Genomic DNA, 15,037 nt, shown 5'->3' with positions numbered 1-15,037 from the left:
TGTTTCGCATGAGTCACAAAAAAGCCCGGCACATTGGCCGGGCTTTTTTTGTGGCTGGAGCTTAACGGGCGCGGTAGGTGATGCGGCCCTTGCTCAGGTCGTAAGGCGTCAGCTCGACGCGGACCTTGTCGCCAGTGAGAATACGGATGTAGTTCTTGCGCATCTTGCCAGAGATATGCGCGGTTACGACGTGCCCATTTTCCAACTCCACGCGGAACATGGTGTTGGGCAGGGTGTCGACGACAGTGCCTTCCATTTCGAAGCTGTCTTCTTTCGACATGCAGTAAAGCCCTCGGTGTCCAGTGTAGGCCCGACGCGTGACTGCACCGGGCAAAAAAAGTGGCGTGGATTATGCCCGAAAATAGTGTTTCAAGCCAATGCTTTCAATTGAGGCTGACCCAACGCTGGTTGATCAGCAGTTCGATGGGGCGGTACTGGGTCTTGTAGTTCATTTTCTTGCAGTTCTTGATCCAGTAGCCCAAGTACACCGCCTCAAGGTTTTGCCGCAGCGCTTCGGTGATTTGCCAGAGAATGGCAAAACGGCCCAGGCTGCGGCGCTCTTCGTCGGGTTCGTAGAAGGTGTATACCGCCGATAGCCCGTTGGGTAGCAGGTCGCAGACCGCTATCGCGAGCAGGCGGCCTTCGAGGCGAAACTCGTAGAACCAGCAGAATGGCAGATCGCGCACCAGAAAGGTGGAAAACTGATCGCGGCTGGGTGGATACATATCGCCATCGCTGTGGCGTTGCTCGATGTAGCGCCGGTAGAGGTCGAAATACTCTTCCTTGAACGCCGGGCGCGCGGCCGTCACGGTCAAGTCGGCATTGCGCTTGAGAATGCGCCGTTGCTGGCGGTTGGGAATGAAGCGCGCAGCCGGAATGCGCGCCGGCACGCAGGCATTGCAGTTCTGGCAATGCGGGCGATAGAGATGATCGCCACTGCGACGAAAGCCCATTTCCGAAAGGTCGGCATACACGTTGACGTCCATCGGCTGGCTAGGGTCGAGGAACAAGGTAGTGGCCTGTTCGTCCGGCAGGTAGCTGCAGGAGTGGGGCTGAGTGGCATAAAACTTCAACCGCGCCAACTCTGTCATGATCAACCCCTCGGGCAATACTTTGCCTTAAGTGTAAGCCAGCTGTGGAAACTCGCCTAGCGAACCCAGGTGGCCTGGGTGGGTTGATCGAGGTGGCGCGCCAGATGCTCGGCGAAGCTGTCGCGGCTGATGGAGCGAGCGCCCAGGCTGTGCAGGTGGTTGGTCGGCATCTGGCAGTCGATCAGCACGAAACCTGCGCTGCGCAGGTGTTCGACCAGGGTCACGAAGCCGACTTTAGAGGCGTTGTCGGCGCGGCTGAACATCGATTCGCCGAAGAACAGCCGGCCCATCGCCAGGCCATACAGGCCGCCGACCAGCTCGCCGTCCTGACGCACTTCCACCGAATGGGCGATGCCGCGCCGGTGCAGCTCGCAATAAGCGGCGCGCATGCTGTCGGTGATCCAGGTGCCGTCGGCGTAGTCGCGGGGCGCGGCGCAGGCGGCGATCACGGCCTCGAAGTCGCTATCGAAGCTGACCTGATAACGCTCTTGGCGAATCAGCTTGGCCAGCGAGCGCGACACGTGCAGCTCGTCGGGGAACAGCACGGTACGTGGGTCGGGCGACCACCAGAGGATCGGCTGGCCATCCTGGTACCAGGGGAAGCAGCCATGGCGGTAGGCGCGGACCAGCCGTTCAGGGGTCAGGTCACCGCCTGCAGCGAGCAGGCCGTTGGGCTCATGCAGGGCCTTTGCCAAAGGCGGGAAGGTCAGCGAGTCGCGGGTCAGCCAGGTCAGCATGGTCTTCAAGTGCGGTGGGGGAGGGGAGGGCGACCAGCATGGCGCGCCTGCAAATCGAGGTCAATCATGGGTGTGTGCTGGCTGGATGGGCGTGTTTGCGGGTAAACCCGCTCCTACAAGATTTGTCGTCGACTCTTAGGCCCGAAGAAGCAACTGCAGAGGGGCTAATGGCTGATTTCCTACACATTTATCCGCCGTCTGGCACCAACCTGACGCTTTGTTGTCACACCTGTGCAAAAACACAGCATAAGCCTTTGTCACAAAAGAAAATGCATGCTCAAATTGCACGCATGGAAAATTGCCCTGTTCACGTCCTTACGGCGTGCCGCCATGGCGGCTAGTGGGCAGTAATGTTAAAAGTAGTGGTTTGCAGACCGATCACCGGGTCGATCACTACTGGACGCGCAGCAAGCGCAGGAATAGACGCGTTTTGAAGAAATCCACCGCAACTCCGCCCCCTCTGCCCGTGCCCCTCTGGCGGCAGCAGCTGCACTACCGCCTCAAGGAAGGTGCGCTGATCGCCGTCGGTGCCCTGTGCCTGTACCTCTGGATGGCGCTGCTGACCTACGACACGGCCGATCCTGGCTTCAGCCACACCAGCAATGTCGAGCAGGTGCAAAACGCCGCCGGCCGCGCCGGTGCGTATTTCGCCGACATCCTGTTCATGGTGCTCGGCTACTTTGCCTACATCTTCCCGTTGTTGCTGGCGATCAAGACCTGGCAGATCTTCCGTGAGCGCCACCAGCCCTGGCAGTGGAGCGGCTGGCTGTTCTCCTGGCGGCTGATTGGCCTGGTGTTCCTAGTGCTGTCGGGCGCGGCCTTGGCGCATATTCATTTCCACCCTTCGGCGAGCCTGCCGTTCTCGGCCGGTGGCGCCTTGGGCGAGAGCCTCGGCGATCTGGCGCGCAACCTGCTCAACGTGCAGGGCAGCACGCTGATGTTCATTGCCCTGTTCCTGTTCGGCTTGACCGTGTTCACCGACTTGTCCTGGTTCAAGGTGATGGACCTGACCGGCAAGATCACTCTCGATCTGTTCGAACTGGTGCAGGGCGCGGCCAACCGCTGGTGGGAGGCGCGCAACGAGCGCAAACGCCTGGTCGCCCAGCTGCGTGAAGTCGACGAGCAGGTTGACGAAGTGGTCGCCCCGGTAGTTGCGGACAAACGCGAGCAGCTCAAGGCCCGCGAGCGCATCATCGAGCGCGACGAGGCGTTGACCAAGCATGTCGCCCAGCGCGAGCAGCAGCCGGCGCCGGTGATCATGCCGGCCCCGGTCAAGGCGCCGGAGCCAAGCAAGCGGGTGATGAAGGAAAAACAGACGCCGTTGTTCGTCGACAGCGCCGTGGAAGGTACCCTGCCATCGATTTCCATCCTCGATCCGGCCGAAGAGAAGAAGATCGAATACTCGCCAGAATCGTTGGCGGGTGTCGGCCACCTGCTGGAAATCAAGCTCAAGGAGTTTGGCGTCGAGGTGTCGGTCGATTCGATCCACCCAGGCCCGGTGATTACCCGTTACGAGATCCAGCCGGCCGCGGGCGTTAAGGTCAGCCGCATCGCCAACCTGGCCAAGGACCTTGCGCGTTCGCTGGCAGTGACCAGCGTGCGGGTGGTCGAGGTGATTCCGGGCAAGACCACCGTGGGCATCGAGATCCCCAACGAGAATCGCCAGATGGTGCGCTTCTCGGAAGTGCTGTCGTCGTCGCAGTATGACGAGGCCAAGTCGCCAGTAGCCCTGGCCCTGGGCCACGATATCGGCGGCAAGCCGGTAATCACCGATCTCGCGAAGATGCCGCACCTGTTGGTGGCCGGTACCACCGGTTCCGGTAAGTCGGTCGGGGTCAACGCGATGATCCTGTCGATCCTGTTCAAGTCCGGCCCGGAAGACGCGCGGCTGATCATGATCGACCCGAAAATGCTCGAACTGTCGATCTACGAAGGCATTCCGCACCTGCTTTGCCCTGTGGTCACCGACATGAAAGACGCTGCCAACGCCCTGCGCTGGAGCGTGGCTGAGATGGAGCGGCGCTACAAGCTGATGGCGGCCATGGGCGTGCGTAACCTGGCCGGCTTCAACCGCAAGATCAAGGACGCCCAGGAGGCCGGCGAGGTCATCCACGACCCGCTGTACCGCCGTGAAAGCATGGACGACGAGCCACCTGCGCTGAAAACCCTGCCGACCATCGTCGTGGTGGTCGACGAATTCGCCGACATGATGATGATCGTCGGCAAGAAGGTCGAAGAGCTGATCGCGCGTATCGCCCAGAAGGCGCGGGCTGCTGGTATCCACTTGATCCTCGCTACCCAGCGCCCGTCGGTGGATGTGATCACCGGCCTGATCAAGGCCAACATCCCGACGCGGATGGCGTTCCAGGTATCGAGCAAGATCGACTCGCGGACCATCATCGACCAGGGCGGCGCCGAGCAGTTGCTGGGGCACGGTGACATGCTCTACATGCCGCCAGGCACTAGCCTGCCAATCCGCGTGCATGGCGCATTCGTCTCCGACGACGAGGTGCACCGGGTGGTCGAAGCGTGGAAACTGCGCGGCGCTCCCGACTACAACGACGACATTCTCAACGGCGTCGAAGAGGCCGGCAGCGGCTTCGACGGGGGCAGCGGCGGGGGCGACGGCGACGATGCCGAAACCGATGCGCTGTATGACGAAGCCGTGCAGTTCGTGCTGGAAAGCCGCCGCGCCTCGATCTCGGCGGTCCAGCGCAAGCTCAAGATCGGCTACAACCGCGCTGCGCGGATGATCGAGTCGATGGAGATGGCCGGCGTGGTCACGCCGATGAACAGCAACGGCTCGCGGGAAGTGATTGCCCCAGGCGGCCCGCGCGACTGATGATCACCTTGCCGGGCGCCAACGGTGGCGCCCGGCTTCTTCAATGCTCAATGAGGATTAACATGCGCGCGATTCGCATGCTGTTGGTTTCTGCCATGACCCTGGGTTGCGCATCGGCTTACGCCGCTGAGCAGGACGTGCAACGCCTGACCCAATTGCTGGAAAAGTCGCAGACCATCGAGGCCAATTTCTCCCAGCTGACCCTGGATGCCGGCGGCACCAGCCTGCAGGAAACCACTGGCAAGATGACCGTCAAGCGTCCTGGCCTGTTCTACTGGCACACCGATGCTCCGGCCGAGCAGGTGGTGGTGTCCGATGGCAAGAACGTCACCCTGTGGGACCCGGACCTGGAACAGGCGACCGTCAAGAAGCTCGACGTGCGCTTGAACCAGACCCCAGCGCTGCTGCTCTCGGGCGATGTGTCGAAGATCAGCCAGAGCTTCGATATCACCTCCAAGGAGCAGGGAGAAGTCATGGACTTCACCTTGAAGCCCAAGACCAAGGACACCCTGTTCGACTCGCTGCGCGTGTCGTTCCGTAGAGGCTTGATCAACGATATGCAACTGATCGACAGCGTCGGCCAGCGCACCAATATCCTGTTCAATGGGGTCAAGGCCAACCAGGCGGTCCCGGCGGACAAGTTCCAGTTCAAGATCCCGGCTGGCGCGGACGTCATCCAGGAATAACCAGAGAGCGTCATGGACCTGTTTCGAAGCGAACCCGTTGCCCAGCCCCTGGCCGCTCGTCTGCGTCCGTCCAACCTGGACGAGTACGTCGGCCAGGAGCACCTGCTGGCCCGCGGCAAGCCGCTGCGTGAGGCGCTGGAGCAGGGTGCGCTGCACTCGATGATCTTCTGGGGCCCGCCTGGGGTGGGCAAGACCACCCTGGCGCGGCTGCTGGCGCAGTTCTGTGACGCCCACTTCGAGACCGTCTCGGCGGTGCTGGCTGGGGTCAAGGAGATTCGCCAGGCGGTCGAGGTGGCCAAGCAGCAGGCCGCCCAGTATGGCCGGCGGACCATTTTGTTCGTCGATGAAGTGCACCGCTTCAACAAGTCTCAGCAGGATGCGTTCCTGCCGTTTGTCGAAGATGGCACGCTGATCTTCATTGGCGCCACCACCGAGAACCCGTCGTTCGAGCTGAACAACGCCTTGCTTTCGCGGGCGCGGGTGTATGTGCTCAAGAGCCTGGATGAACAAGCGCTGCGCAAGCTGGTCGACCGCGCCCTGAACGAGGAGCGTGGGCTGGGCAAGCGTCAGCTGACGGTGGGCGATGAGGCCTTCAAGATGCTCATGGCCGCCGCCGATGGCGATGGCCGGCGCATGCTCAACTTCCTCGAGAACGCCTCTGACCTGGCCGAAGACGGGAGCGAGATCGGCGTCGAGTTGTTGCAAAGCCTGCTCGGTGACAGCCGGCGACGTTTCGACAAAGGTGGCGAGGCGTTCTACGACCAGATCTCGGCGTTGCACAAGTCGGTACGCGGCTCCAACCCCGACGGCGCGCTGTATTGGTTCGCGCGCATGCTCGACGGCGGCTGCGATCCGCTGTACATCGCCCGCCGCGTGGTGCGCATGGCCAGCGAAGACATCGGCAACGCCGACCCGCGCGCGCTGAGCCTGTGCCTGGCTGCGTGGGATGTGCAAGAGCGCCTGGGCAGCCCCGAGGGCGAATTGGCAGTGGCCCAGGCCATCACCTACATCGCCTGTGCGCCGAAGAGCAACGCAGTCTACGTCGGCTTCAAGACCGCCCTGCGCGAGGCGGCCGAGCACGGTTCGCTGGAAGTGCCGCTGCACCTGCGCAACGCCCCGACCAAGCTGATGAAGCAGCTGGGCTATGGCGAAGAATACCGTTACGCCCACGATGAGCCGGACGCCTACGCCGCAGGCGAAGACTACTTCCCCGAAGCCCTTGAACCGCGCGCCTATTATCAGCCGGTGCCGCGTGGCCTGGAGTTGAAAATCGGCGAGAAGCTGCGCCACCTGGCCGAGCTCGACCGCCTCAGCCCCCGTCAGCGGAGAAAACCATGATTGCCCTGATAGCCGCAGTCAGCGCGGGCGGCGTGGCCGGTACGCTGCTGCGCTTTGCCACCAGCAACTGGGTCAGCGCCAACTGGCCACGGCACTTCTATCTCGGTACGCTGGCGGTCAACCTGATTGGCTGCCTGCTGATCGGCCTGCTCTACGGCCTGTTTCTGCACAAGCCCTTGGTGCCGGTCGAGCTGCGCGCCGGGCTGATCGTCGGCTTTCTCGGCGGCCTGACGACCTTTTCTTCTTTTTCGCTGGATACCGTGCGCCTGTTGGAAAACGGGCAGATACCGCTCGCCCTGGGCTATACCGGTATTAGCGTGTTTGGCGGGCTGCTCGCGACCTGGGCCGGCCTGTCTTTAACCAAATTCTGAACCACACACATAACGAGAGAACGATATGCTCGATGCCAAACTGTTACGCGGCCAACTTCAGGAAGTGGCGGACCGCCTTGCCTCCCGTGGCTTCAGCCTGGATGTCGCGCGCATCGAATCACTGGAAGAACGCCGCAAGGCCGTGCAGACCCGCACCGAGCAGCTGCAAGCCGAGCGTAACGCCCGTTCCAAGTCCATCGGCCAGGCCAAGGCCAAGGGTGAAGACATCGCCCCGCTGATGGCAGACGTTGAGCGCATGGCCAACGAACTGACCGAGGGCAAGAGCGAGCTGGACGCCATCCAGGCCGAGCTGGACGGCATCCTGCTGACCATCCCCAACCTGCCGGACGCCAGCGTGCCGGTCGGTGCCAGCGAAGATGACAACGTCGAAGTGCGCCGTTGGGGCACGCCGAAGGCGTTCGATTTCGAGATCAAGGACCACGTCGCCCTGGGCGAGATCAGCGGCGGCCTGGACTTCGAAGCGGCGGCCAAGCTCTCGGGTGCGCGCTTTGCCGTGCTGCGCGGTCCGATCGCGCGCCTGCACCGCGCCCTGGCGCAGTTCATGATCAACCTGCACACCGGCGAACACGGTTACCAGGAGCACTACACCCCGTACCTGGTCCAGGCCCCGGCCCTGCAAGGTACTGGCCAGCTGCCCAAGTTCGAGGAAGACCTGTTCAAGATCAGCCGCGAAGGCGAAGCCGATTTCTATCTGATCCCCACCGCCGAAGTGTCGCTGACCAACCTGGTGGCTGGCGAGATCATCGACGCCAAGCAGCTGCCGCTCAAGCTGGTTGCCCACACCCCTTGCTTCCGTAGCGAAGCCGGCGCTTCGGGCCGTGATACCCGCGGCATGATCCGCCAGCATCAGTTCGACAAGGTCGAGATGGTGCAAATCGTCGAGCCGTCCAAGTCCATGGAAGCCCTGGAAGGCCTGACCGCCAACGCCGAGCGGGTCCTGCAGTTGCTGGAACTGCCATACCGCGTGTTGGCCCTGTGCACCGGCGACATGGGCTTCGGCGCTGTGAAAACCTACGATCTGGAAGTGTGGGTGCCGAGCCAGGACAAGTACCGCGAGATCAGCTCCTGCTCCAACTGCGGCGACTTCCAGGCGCGCCGGATGCAAGCGCGCTGGCGTAACCCGGAAACCGGTAAGCCGGAGCTGGTGCACACCTTGAATGGCTCGGGCCTGGCGGTCGGCCGGACGCTGGTCGCGGTGCTGGAGAACTACCAGCAGGCCGACGGGTCGATCCGCGTGCCGGAGGTGCTCAAGCCGTACATGGGTGGCGTCGAGGTCATCGGCTAAATGGATTACCTGCCGCTGTTCCACAAGCTGCAGGGCGGCCGCGTGCTGGTCGTCGGCGGTGGCGAGATTGCCTTGCGCAAAGCGCGCCTGCTGGCCGATGCCGGCGCCGCGTTGCGGGTGGTCGCGCCTGAAGTCGACGGTGAGCTTGCCGCCTTGGCCCGCGAGGGTGGCGGTGACGTCCGTGTGCGTGGCTATCAGGTCGCCGACCTGGACGGTTGCCGGCTGGTGATCGCCGCCACCGACGACCCTGCGCTCAATGCGCAGGTTTCGGCCGAGGCCCAGGCCCGCAGCCTGCCAGTCAATGTGGTGGATGCACCGGCCTTGTGCACGGTGATCTTCCCCGCAATCGTCGACCGTTCGCCCCTGGTGGTGGCGGTGTCCAGCGGTGGCGATGCGCCGGTGCTGGCCCGCTTGATCCGGGCCAAGCTGGAAGCCTGGATTCCTTCGGCGTATGGCGAGTTGGCCGGTTTGGCCGCGCGCTTTCGGCACAAGGTCAAGTCACTGTACCCGGACGTCAATCAGCGTCGCGGCTTCTGGGAGACAGTATTCCAAGGGCCGATTGCCGAGCGCCAATTGGCCGGGCAGGGCGCCGAAGCTGAGCGCTTGTTGCAGGCGATGGTCGATGGCGCGCCGATGCAGCAGGGCGGTGAGGTGTATCTGGTCGGCGCCGGCCCCGGTGATCCGGACCTGCTGACCTTCCGCGCCTTGCGTCTGATGCAGCAGGCGGACGTGGTGTTGTACGACCGTTTGGTGGCACCGGCGATCATCGAGATGTGCCGGCGTGACGCCGAGCGCATCTATGTCGGCAAGCGCCGCGCCGATCATGCTGTGCCGCAGGAAAAGATCAACCAGCTGCTGGTCGACCTGGCCAAGCAGGGCAAGCGGGTCCTGCGTTTGAAGGGCGGTGATCCGTTCATCTTCGGCCGCGGTGGCGAAGAGATCGAAGAGCTGGCCGAGCAGGGCATCCCGTTCCAGGTGGTGCCAGGGATTACCGCGGCCAGTGGATGCTCTGCCTATGGCGGAATTCCACTGACTCACCGCGACTATGCCCAGTCGGTGCGCTTCGTCACCGGGCACCTGAAGGATGGCACCAGCAACCTGCCGTGGGATGACCTGGTGGCGCCGGCGCAGACCTTGGTGTTCTACATGGGCTTGGTTGGCCTGCCGACCATTTGCGCCGAACTGATCCGCCATGGCCGCGCTGCCAGCACCCCAGCGGCGCTGATCCAGCAGGGCACCACGCGCAATCAGCGGGTGTTCACCGGCACCCTGGCGGATTTGCCAGAGCTGGTGGCGCGTCACGAAGTGCATGCGCCGACCTTGGTGATTGTTGGCGAAGTGGTGCAGTTGCGCGAGAAGCTAGCGTGGTTTGAAGGCTCGCAGCAGGTCTGAAACATCGTGGGAGCGGGCTTGCCCCGCGATAGCTTCAGAACCAGCGACATCGTTGCCTGATCTGGCGCTATCGCGGGGCAAGCCCGCTCCCACGTGATGTTATGGGGTCAGAACAGCGGCAGCGAGTAGCTGACCATCAGCCGGTTCTGGTCCTGATTCCACTCGCTGGGCACGCCACTGCGCAGCATCCCATTGCGCCAGCTGAACGCCAGCCCCTTGAATGTCCCGCCTTGCACCACGTAATCCAGGGCAATGTCCCGTTCCCACTCTTTCTCATCGCCGCCTGCGGCCATGCGGATGTTGGTCCCCTTCAAATACGTCACCGAAGCCACCAGCCCCGGTACGCCGAGCGCGGCGAAGTTATAGCCATACTGGCCAAACGTGGTGCGCTCACCGGCACGGGTGAAGCTGGTTACCAGGCGGTCGGTGAACAGGTAGATGCTCGACCCTGCCGCGCCCTCACCGGTATTGCCCTGGTTGAGCTGGACGAAGTTGCCACTGTCGGAAACCCGTTGATGGCCAAGCAACACTGAGTGCCCACCCAGGGCATAGGTGAACATGGCGCTCCAGGTGTCGTTGTCGATTTTGCCCGGGGTGTCGGCCAGCCCGCTCACCTGATAGCCATCGGCGCGGCCGGCCGCTGAGTCGTTGCGGCCATCGGCATCGGTCTTGAAGTAACGCAGGTCGGTGGTCAGTGACTGGTTGTCCGCCAGCGCCCAGACATGCACCAGGCCGCCAAAGTGCTGCACGTAGTAGTCTTCCAGCTGGGCGGCGTAGTACTGCAGCTTGAGCGCCTTGGTCAGCTGGTAATCGGCGCCGGCAAACAGGAACTGGTTGCTCTGCTGGGTGCCACCGGCCGCCGCCAGCCCGGAGCGATTGGTCGAGCCGCGCCCAGTGGTGTGCTCAAGGCGTCCGCCCGTCAACGTCAGGCCATCGAGCTCTTGCGAGGTGATCATCCCGCCTTCGAAGGTCTGTGGTAATACCCGGCCATCGTTGGCCACCAGGATCGGCAGCTTCGGCTGCAAGGTGCCATAGCGCGCCTCGGTCTTGGAAAAACGCAGCTTGCCGGTCACCCCCAGCCGGCTCCATTCGTCCACGGCGCTGCCATCGCTGTCGTCCGGAATCATCGAGCTGCCGCGATGATTACCCGCGCCGCCATCCAGGCGTACCCCCAGCAAGCCCAGTGCATCGACACCAAAGCCGACGGTACCGTCGGTAAAGCCTGACTTGTAGTCGAGCAGAAAACCTTGCGCCCATTCGGCGGTCTTGCTCTGCCCGGCGGCGCCTGGGCGGTCGCGGAAATCGTTGTTGAAATAGTAGTTGCGCAACGTCAGTGTGGCCTTGCTGTCGCCGATGAAGTCCGCTTGGGCGGCGGGAACCAGCAGGGCGCTGGTGGCGGTCAGCAGGGAAAGGTGCATGAAGGGCTTTGTTGTCATTGTTGTTTTCCTGATGCAGGGAGGCGCCCAGAACACAGGCGCAAGTTGGCCGGGCGCGGTCACGCCCGGGTGAAACTGGGGGCTTGGTCTGGCTCAATCAGGCAGCCATTCCTGCAAGGTCAGCTCGATGGTGATGAACGACAGGTTGCGGCCTCGTTGCAGCCTGCCGGCGAAGATATTGCCGTCGGCGTCGGCCACCACCGCTTGCAGGCGGCTTTCGCCCAGGGCGATCTCGCCGCTGAGGCTGAGGATCTCCACTCCTGGCCCCGGCACGTGGATGTCCTGCATGCCACTGCGGCCCAGGTAGTGCAGCTCGGCGTCGATCAGGCTGCCCAGCCCGCCGCGTACTACCGCCAGGCTGATGCCGTGGCTGGCACAGAGCGCCTCGGCGCTGTCGATGATGTCTTCGTTGGGCTTGAGCCGGGCCACCACCAAGCGGCCCAGGCGGCCGCTTTGTACCTGGGATTCAGCCTGGGTTGCTGCAAGGTTCATGACGCCTCCTGGAACACCGGATGGAGCAGGTTGAAGTGGGTTTCAGCGTCGGGCTGGACCTGATAGGCGACCTGATCGAACAGGCACAAGCGCAGCACCAGCGGTTCGCTGCCGACGATCAGCCGGTCGAGCACCAGGTGGCCGCCATGCTGCTGGCCATCGCGGTCGAGAAAGCCTGCGTGGCAGTGCAGCAGCGGTGCTCCAGCGGCGTCGCGGCCGACCGTCAGCGCGCCGCTGACGAAGGTGATGTAGCCATCGAGGACCACCGCTTGGCCATAGTCGTAGGGCCGCTGTTGGTCTTGGGTGGTGACCATGCGGTGATAACTCAGGTGCGCCGCACCGCCACACAGGATGCGCCCGACCGCGCTGCCATAGCGAAGGCCCTCGAGCACCTTGAGCAGGCCCTCGGCGACATTGCAGGCCAGCGGCAGGACCACACGCAACTCCTCGCTGGCTGGCACTTCGCAGTCCAGCAGGCGCGGCTGTTGTGGCTCGCCGCCATGAATGAACACGCGCACCCCGGCGCGCTGTTCGAAATGCGGGGTCATAGGGCAGGCTCCTCGCTGGCTTCGAGCAGGGCGCGGATCTGTTTCTTGACGATCTTGCCGTAGCCCGACTTGGGCATTTGCGACCAGCGCACGAAGCGCTTGGGCCATTTGTAGCGGGCCAGGCGCGGCTGCAAATGGGCCAGCAGCTGCTCGTCGCTGACCTCGGCTGTGACCACGATCACCGCACAGCCACATTCACCCCATTTCTCGTCAGGTAGCCCGAGCACAGCAACTTCGTTGACCGCCGGATGGGTGAGCAGGGCCTCTTCGATCTCCCGTGGATAGACGTTGGAGCCGCCGGAGATGTACATGTCCGAAGCGCGGCCGGTGATGAACAGGTAGCCCTGCTCGTCGAGGTGGCCGAGGTCGCCGGTGTGGAACCAGCCAAAACGAAAGCACGCCGCGTTGGCCTCGGGGTTGTTGTAGTAGCCGGCAAACACCGCCGGGCCGCGCACGCAGATTTCTCCATCGCTGCCGGTGGGCAGTTGATTGCCGTGCTCATCGAGGATCGCCACCTGCATGCCGGTGCGCGGGTAGCCGCAAGAGCCGACTTTGGCCTGCGGCCCGTCCTCGGCGTCGTGGCAGTCGGCAGGTAGCACGGTGATGTTGCCGGTGACCTCGCCCAGGCCGTAGTACTGCACCAGCACCTTGCCCAGGGTACGTAGGGCGTGGCACTGATCGGCGCGGTACATCGGCGCGCCTGCATAGATCACATAGCGCAGGCTGCTGTGGTCGTAGCGCTCGACGGCCGGGTCTTCGGTGAGCATCTTGACGATGGTCGGCACGGTGAACAGGTTATCTATCCGGTGCTCCTGGACCAGGCGCCAGGCCTCGTCGCAGTCGAGTCGGTCACTGGCGGGCAGCACGCAGGCGGCGCCGCGGGCGACGTTGATCAGCGCGTGGATGCCAGCGCCGTGGGACAGCGGTGCGAGCACCAGCGAGCGCGATTGTGCGTTCAGCCCAGGCATCAGGTCGGCCAGGTGGTTGTTGATCACGAAGGCCATTTGCCCGTGGGTCAGCACTCCGGCCTTGGGGTGGCCGGTGGTGCCGGAGGTATAGAAGAACCACAGCGGATCGTGATAACTCACTTCGGCTGGGCGGAAATCCGCTTGCAGCGCGGCGCCCTCATCGAGCAGCGCGTCATAGCTCAGCTCGCCTGTACGCGGCGCGCCGATGGCGATGACCTGTTGCAGGGCAGGGGAGGCAGCGCCTACGGCGTCGACGTAATGCGCCATGCCTTCGTCGTAGAGCATCGCCACCGCGCCACTTGAGCTGCCCAGGTAGGCCGCCTCAGGCGGGGTGATGCGCACGTTGGTGGGCACCCAGACCATGCCTAGGCGAAACGCCACCCAGGCGCTCTCGAACAACTGCAGGTTGTTGCGCGAATGCACCAGCAGGCGATCACCCTTGCCCAGCCCGCGCGCGCGCAATGCCGCGGCAACGCTGTCGACCCGGGTCAGCAACTGGCGCCAGCTGTAGCTTTGCCCTGCACGGATGAAGCCAGGCGCGTCGGGCAAGCGGCGGGCGATTTGGGCAAGCAATTCGCCCAGGTTCATCACATTGTCGATACCGCTGATCATTGCACGGCCTCCAGGATGCTCACGTAATTGGTAACCGCTGCGCCGCCCATGTTGAACACCCCGGCGCGGTCAGCCCGAGGCAGCTGCATGTCGCCAGCTTGGCCCGTCAGCTGCATGGCGGCCATCACGTGCATCGACACGCCACTGGCGCCGATCGGATGGCCCTTGGACTTGAGCCCGCCCGAAGGGTTGATCGGCAGGCGGCCGTCCTTGCGGCTGATGCCTTCGGCGATGACCCGTGCGCCCTGGCCGCGTTCGGCCAGGCCCATGGCCTCGTATTCGAGCAGTTCGGCGATGGTGAAGCAGTCGTGGGTTTCCACCAGCGACAGGTCCGCCAGCGTCAGCTCGGCGTGCGCCAGGGCCTGCTGCCAGGCCCGCGCCGCACCTTCGAAAACCGTCGGGTCGCGCCGCGACAGCGGCAGATAGTCATTGACCTGGACCGCTGCGCGAAAGCGCACGGCGTGTTGCTGGCCGTTCAGCGCGTCGACCCGGCTGATCACCAGCGCGGCCGCGCCATCGGTGATCAGCGAGCAGTCACTGCGCTTGAGCGGGCCGGCGACAAATGGGTTTTTCTCCGAGGGGGTGCGGCAGAAGTCGAAGCCAACATCGCGGCGCATGTGCGCGAAGGGGTTGAGCGCGCCGTTGGCGTGGTTCTTGGCTGCGATCATGGCCAGCGCATCGGACTGATCGCCATAGCGCTGGAAGTAGGCCTGGGCGATGTTGCCGAACACGCCGGCAAAGCCATTTTCGATCTGCGCTTCCTCGCGGGCATAACAGCACTTGAGCAGGATCTTGCCGACCTCGGCGGTGGGCAGGCCGTTCATCTTTTCAAAGCCCACCACCAGCGCATGCCGGGATTGCCCGCTGAGCACCGCCTGCAACGCCGAATGGATCGCCGCGGAGCCTGTCGAACAGGCGTTTTCCACCCGCACCGAAGGGGTGAAGCGCAGCGCCGGCAGGTGGTTGGCCAGCAGTGCGGAAGGGAAGTCTTGGTAGATCAGGCCGGCATTGAAATGGCCGACATGCACCGAGTCGATCTGCTCGGCATCCAGGCGGGCATGGCTGAGGGCGCCGATGGCGGCGTCGGCCATCATCTGCTCGGGGTCGATATCGGGAAATTTGCCGAAGGCGGAGTGGTACCAGCCGCTGATAACAGGCGAATCCATGAGGTGCGTCCTCGCTTGATGGAGAGTGCGAGGTCGATAGCAAGGGTGGTGC

Annotated in this window: 14 protein-coding genes; 6 read left to right on the top strand and 8 right to left on the bottom strand. The window is 63.7% G+C overall.

Annotated elements, in window-relative coordinates; all coding sequences use genetic code 11:
- Window positions 1-61: 61 nt before the first annotated feature.
- The 3 genes from infA to aat all read right to left on the bottom strand — a co-directional run bounded on the left by infA (window position 62) and on the right by aat (window position 1,828).
- Complete coding sequence (gene infA, locus AAZU54_RS01630) at window positions 62-280, bottom strand: translation initiation factor IF-1 (RefSeq protein ID WP_002553999.1); 219 nt, start codon at window positions 278-280, stop codon at window positions 62-64.
- Between the two features lie 103 nt (window positions 281-383).
- Window positions 384-1,091 (bottom strand): arginyltransferase, encoded by a 708-nt coding sequence (locus tag AAZU54_RS01625; RefSeq protein WP_264233180.1) that lies wholly within the window; start codon window positions 1,089-1,091, stop codon window positions 384-386.
- 56 nt (window positions 1,092-1,147) lie between these two features.
- Complete coding sequence (aat, locus tag AAZU54_RS01620; protein ID WP_434726417.1) at window positions 1,148-1,828, bottom strand: leucyl/phenylalanyl-tRNA--protein transferase; 681 nt, start codon at window positions 1,826-1,828, stop codon at window positions 1,148-1,150.
- 430 nt (window positions 1,829-2,258) lie between these two features.
- Between aat and ftsK the strand changes: the two genes are divergently transcribed.
- From ftsK to cysG, 6 genes are all read left to right on the top strand, one after another.
- Window positions 2,259-4,670 carry a DNA translocase FtsK gene (gene ftsK, locus AAZU54_RS01615; protein ID WP_186557191.1) on the top strand — a complete coding sequence of 804 codons (2,412 nt, stop codon included), beginning with the start codon at window positions 2,259-2,261 and terminating at the stop codon, window positions 4,668-4,670.
- Between the two features lie 62 nt (window positions 4,671-4,732).
- Complete coding sequence (gene lolA / locus AAZU54_RS01610; protein WP_186557190.1) at window positions 4,733-5,356, top strand: outer membrane lipoprotein chaperone LolA; 624 nt, start codon at window positions 4,733-4,735, stop codon at window positions 5,354-5,356.
- Window positions 5,357-5,368: 12 nt separating this feature from the next.
- Complete coding sequence (locus AAZU54_RS01605) at window positions 5,369-6,694, top strand: replication-associated recombination protein A (RefSeq protein ID WP_392464221.1); 1,326 nt, start codon at window positions 5,369-5,371, stop codon at window positions 6,692-6,694.
- The gene (gene crcB, locus AAZU54_RS01600; RefSeq protein WP_186557188.1) at window positions 6,691-7,065 is read left to right on the top strand and encodes a fluoride efflux transporter CrcB; all 375 of its coding nucleotides are present in this window, start codon (window positions 6,691-6,693) and stop codon (window positions 7,063-7,065) included. Before AAZU54_RS01605 ends, crcB begins: the two co-directional genes overlap by 4 nt.
- Before the next feature lie 25 nt (window positions 7,066-7,090).
- The gene (serS, locus tag AAZU54_RS01595) at window positions 7,091-8,371 is read left to right on the top strand and encodes a serine--tRNA ligase (RefSeq protein ID WP_405130205.1); all 1,281 of its coding nucleotides are present in this window, start codon (window positions 7,091-7,093) and stop codon (window positions 8,369-8,371) included.
- Window positions 8,372-9,763, top strand: coding sequence for a siroheme synthase CysG (gene cysG, locus AAZU54_RS01590; protein WP_186557186.1), 1,392 nt, complete (start codon window positions 8,372-8,374; stop codon window positions 9,761-9,763).
- A gap of 107 nt (window positions 9,764-9,870) precedes the next feature.
- On the opposite strand, the gene AAZU54_RS01585 is transcribed toward cysG, so the two are convergent.
- From AAZU54_RS01585 to AAZU54_RS01565, 5 genes are all read right to left on the bottom strand, one after another.
- On the bottom strand, window positions 9,871-11,199 hold the full coding sequence (locus AAZU54_RS01585; protein ID WP_405129331.1) for an OprD family porin: 1,329 nt from the start codon (window positions 11,197-11,199) through the stop codon (window positions 9,871-9,873).
- A 93-nt stretch (window positions 11,200-11,292) separates the two neighbouring features.
- The gene (locus AAZU54_RS01580) at window positions 11,293-11,691 is read right to left on the bottom strand and encodes a PPC domain-containing DNA-binding protein (protein ID WP_186557755.1); all 399 of its coding nucleotides are present in this window, start codon (window positions 11,689-11,691) and stop codon (window positions 11,293-11,295) included.
- Window positions 11,688-12,239 (bottom strand): hypothetical protein, encoded by a 552-nt coding sequence (locus tag AAZU54_RS01575; RefSeq protein WP_434726416.1) that lies wholly within the window; start codon window positions 12,237-12,239, stop codon window positions 11,688-11,690. Before AAZU54_RS01575 ends, AAZU54_RS01580 begins: the two co-directional genes overlap by 4 nt.
- Window positions 12,236-13,819, bottom strand: coding sequence for an acyl-CoA synthetase (locus tag AAZU54_RS01570; RefSeq protein ID WP_434726415.1), 1,584 nt, complete (start codon window positions 13,817-13,819; stop codon window positions 12,236-12,238). The genes AAZU54_RS01575 and AAZU54_RS01570 overlap by 4 nt, the downstream gene beginning before the upstream one ends.
- Window positions 13,816-14,985 carry an acetyl-CoA acetyltransferase gene (locus AAZU54_RS01565; protein ID WP_428627826.1) on the bottom strand — a complete coding sequence of 390 codons (1,170 nt, stop codon included), beginning with the start codon at window positions 14,983-14,985 and terminating at the stop codon, window positions 13,816-13,818. The genes AAZU54_RS01570 and AAZU54_RS01565 overlap by 4 nt, the downstream gene beginning before the upstream one ends.
- Window positions 14,986-15,037 lie beyond the last annotated feature (52 nt).

It is taken from the genome of Pseudomonas sp. Je.1.5.c, from assembly GCF_051129895.1.
Taxonomy (GTDB): domain Bacteria; phylum Pseudomonadota; class Gammaproteobacteria; order Pseudomonadales; family Pseudomonadaceae; genus Aquipseudomonas; species Aquipseudomonas urmiensis.
Note: the sequence above shows the minus strand (reverse complement) of the source record. Positions and strands in the feature narration are given on the sequence as shown.

Excerpts from the sequence above, each read along its gene's own strand:
- infA (WP_002553999.1), bottom strand. The coding sequence starts at position 280 with ATGTCGAAAGAAGACAGCTTCGAAATGGAAGGCACTGTCGTCGACACC.
- AAZU54_RS01625 (WP_264233180.1), bottom strand. The coding sequence starts at position 1,091 with ATGACAGAGTTGGCGCGGTTGAAGTTTTATGCCACTCAGCCCCACTCC.
- aat (WP_434726417.1), bottom strand. The coding sequence starts at position 1,828 with ATGCTGACCTGGCTGACCCGCGACTCGCTGACCTTCCCGCCTTTGGCA.
- lolA (WP_186557190.1), top strand. The coding sequence starts at position 4,733 with ATGCGCGCGATTCGCATGCTGTTGGTTTCTGCCATGACCCTGGGTTGC.
- AAZU54_RS01605 (WP_392464221.1), top strand. The coding sequence starts at position 5,369 with ATGGACCTGTTTCGAAGCGAACCCGTTGCCCAGCCCCTGGCCGCTCGT.
- crcB (WP_186557188.1), top strand. The coding sequence starts at position 6,691 with ATGATTGCCCTGATAGCCGCAGTCAGCGCGGGCGGCGTGGCCGGTACG.
- serS (WP_405130205.1), top strand. The coding sequence starts at position 7,091 with ATGCTCGATGCCAAACTGTTACGCGGCCAACTTCAGGAAGTGGCGGAC.
- cysG (WP_186557186.1), top strand. The coding sequence starts at position 8,372 with ATGGATTACCTGCCGCTGTTCCACAAGCTGCAGGGCGGCCGCGTGCTG.
- AAZU54_RS01585 (WP_405129331.1), bottom strand. The coding sequence starts at position 11,199 with ATGACAACAAAGCCCTTCATGCACCTTTCCCTGCTGACCGCCACCAGC.
- AAZU54_RS01580 (WP_186557755.1), bottom strand. The coding sequence starts at position 11,691 with ATGAACCTTGCAGCAACCCAGGCTGAATCCCAGGTACAAAGCGGCCGC.
- AAZU54_RS01575 (WP_434726416.1), bottom strand. The coding sequence starts at position 12,239 with ATGACCCCGCATTTCGAACAGCGCGCCGGGGTGCGCGTGTTCATTCAT.
- AAZU54_RS01570 (WP_434726415.1), bottom strand. The coding sequence starts at position 13,819 with ATGATCAGCGGTATCGACAATGTGATGAACCTGGGCGAATTGCTTGCC.
- AAZU54_RS01565 (WP_428627826.1), bottom strand. The coding sequence starts at position 14,985 with ATGGATTCGCCTGTTATCAGCGGCTGGTACCACTCCGCCTTCGGCAAA.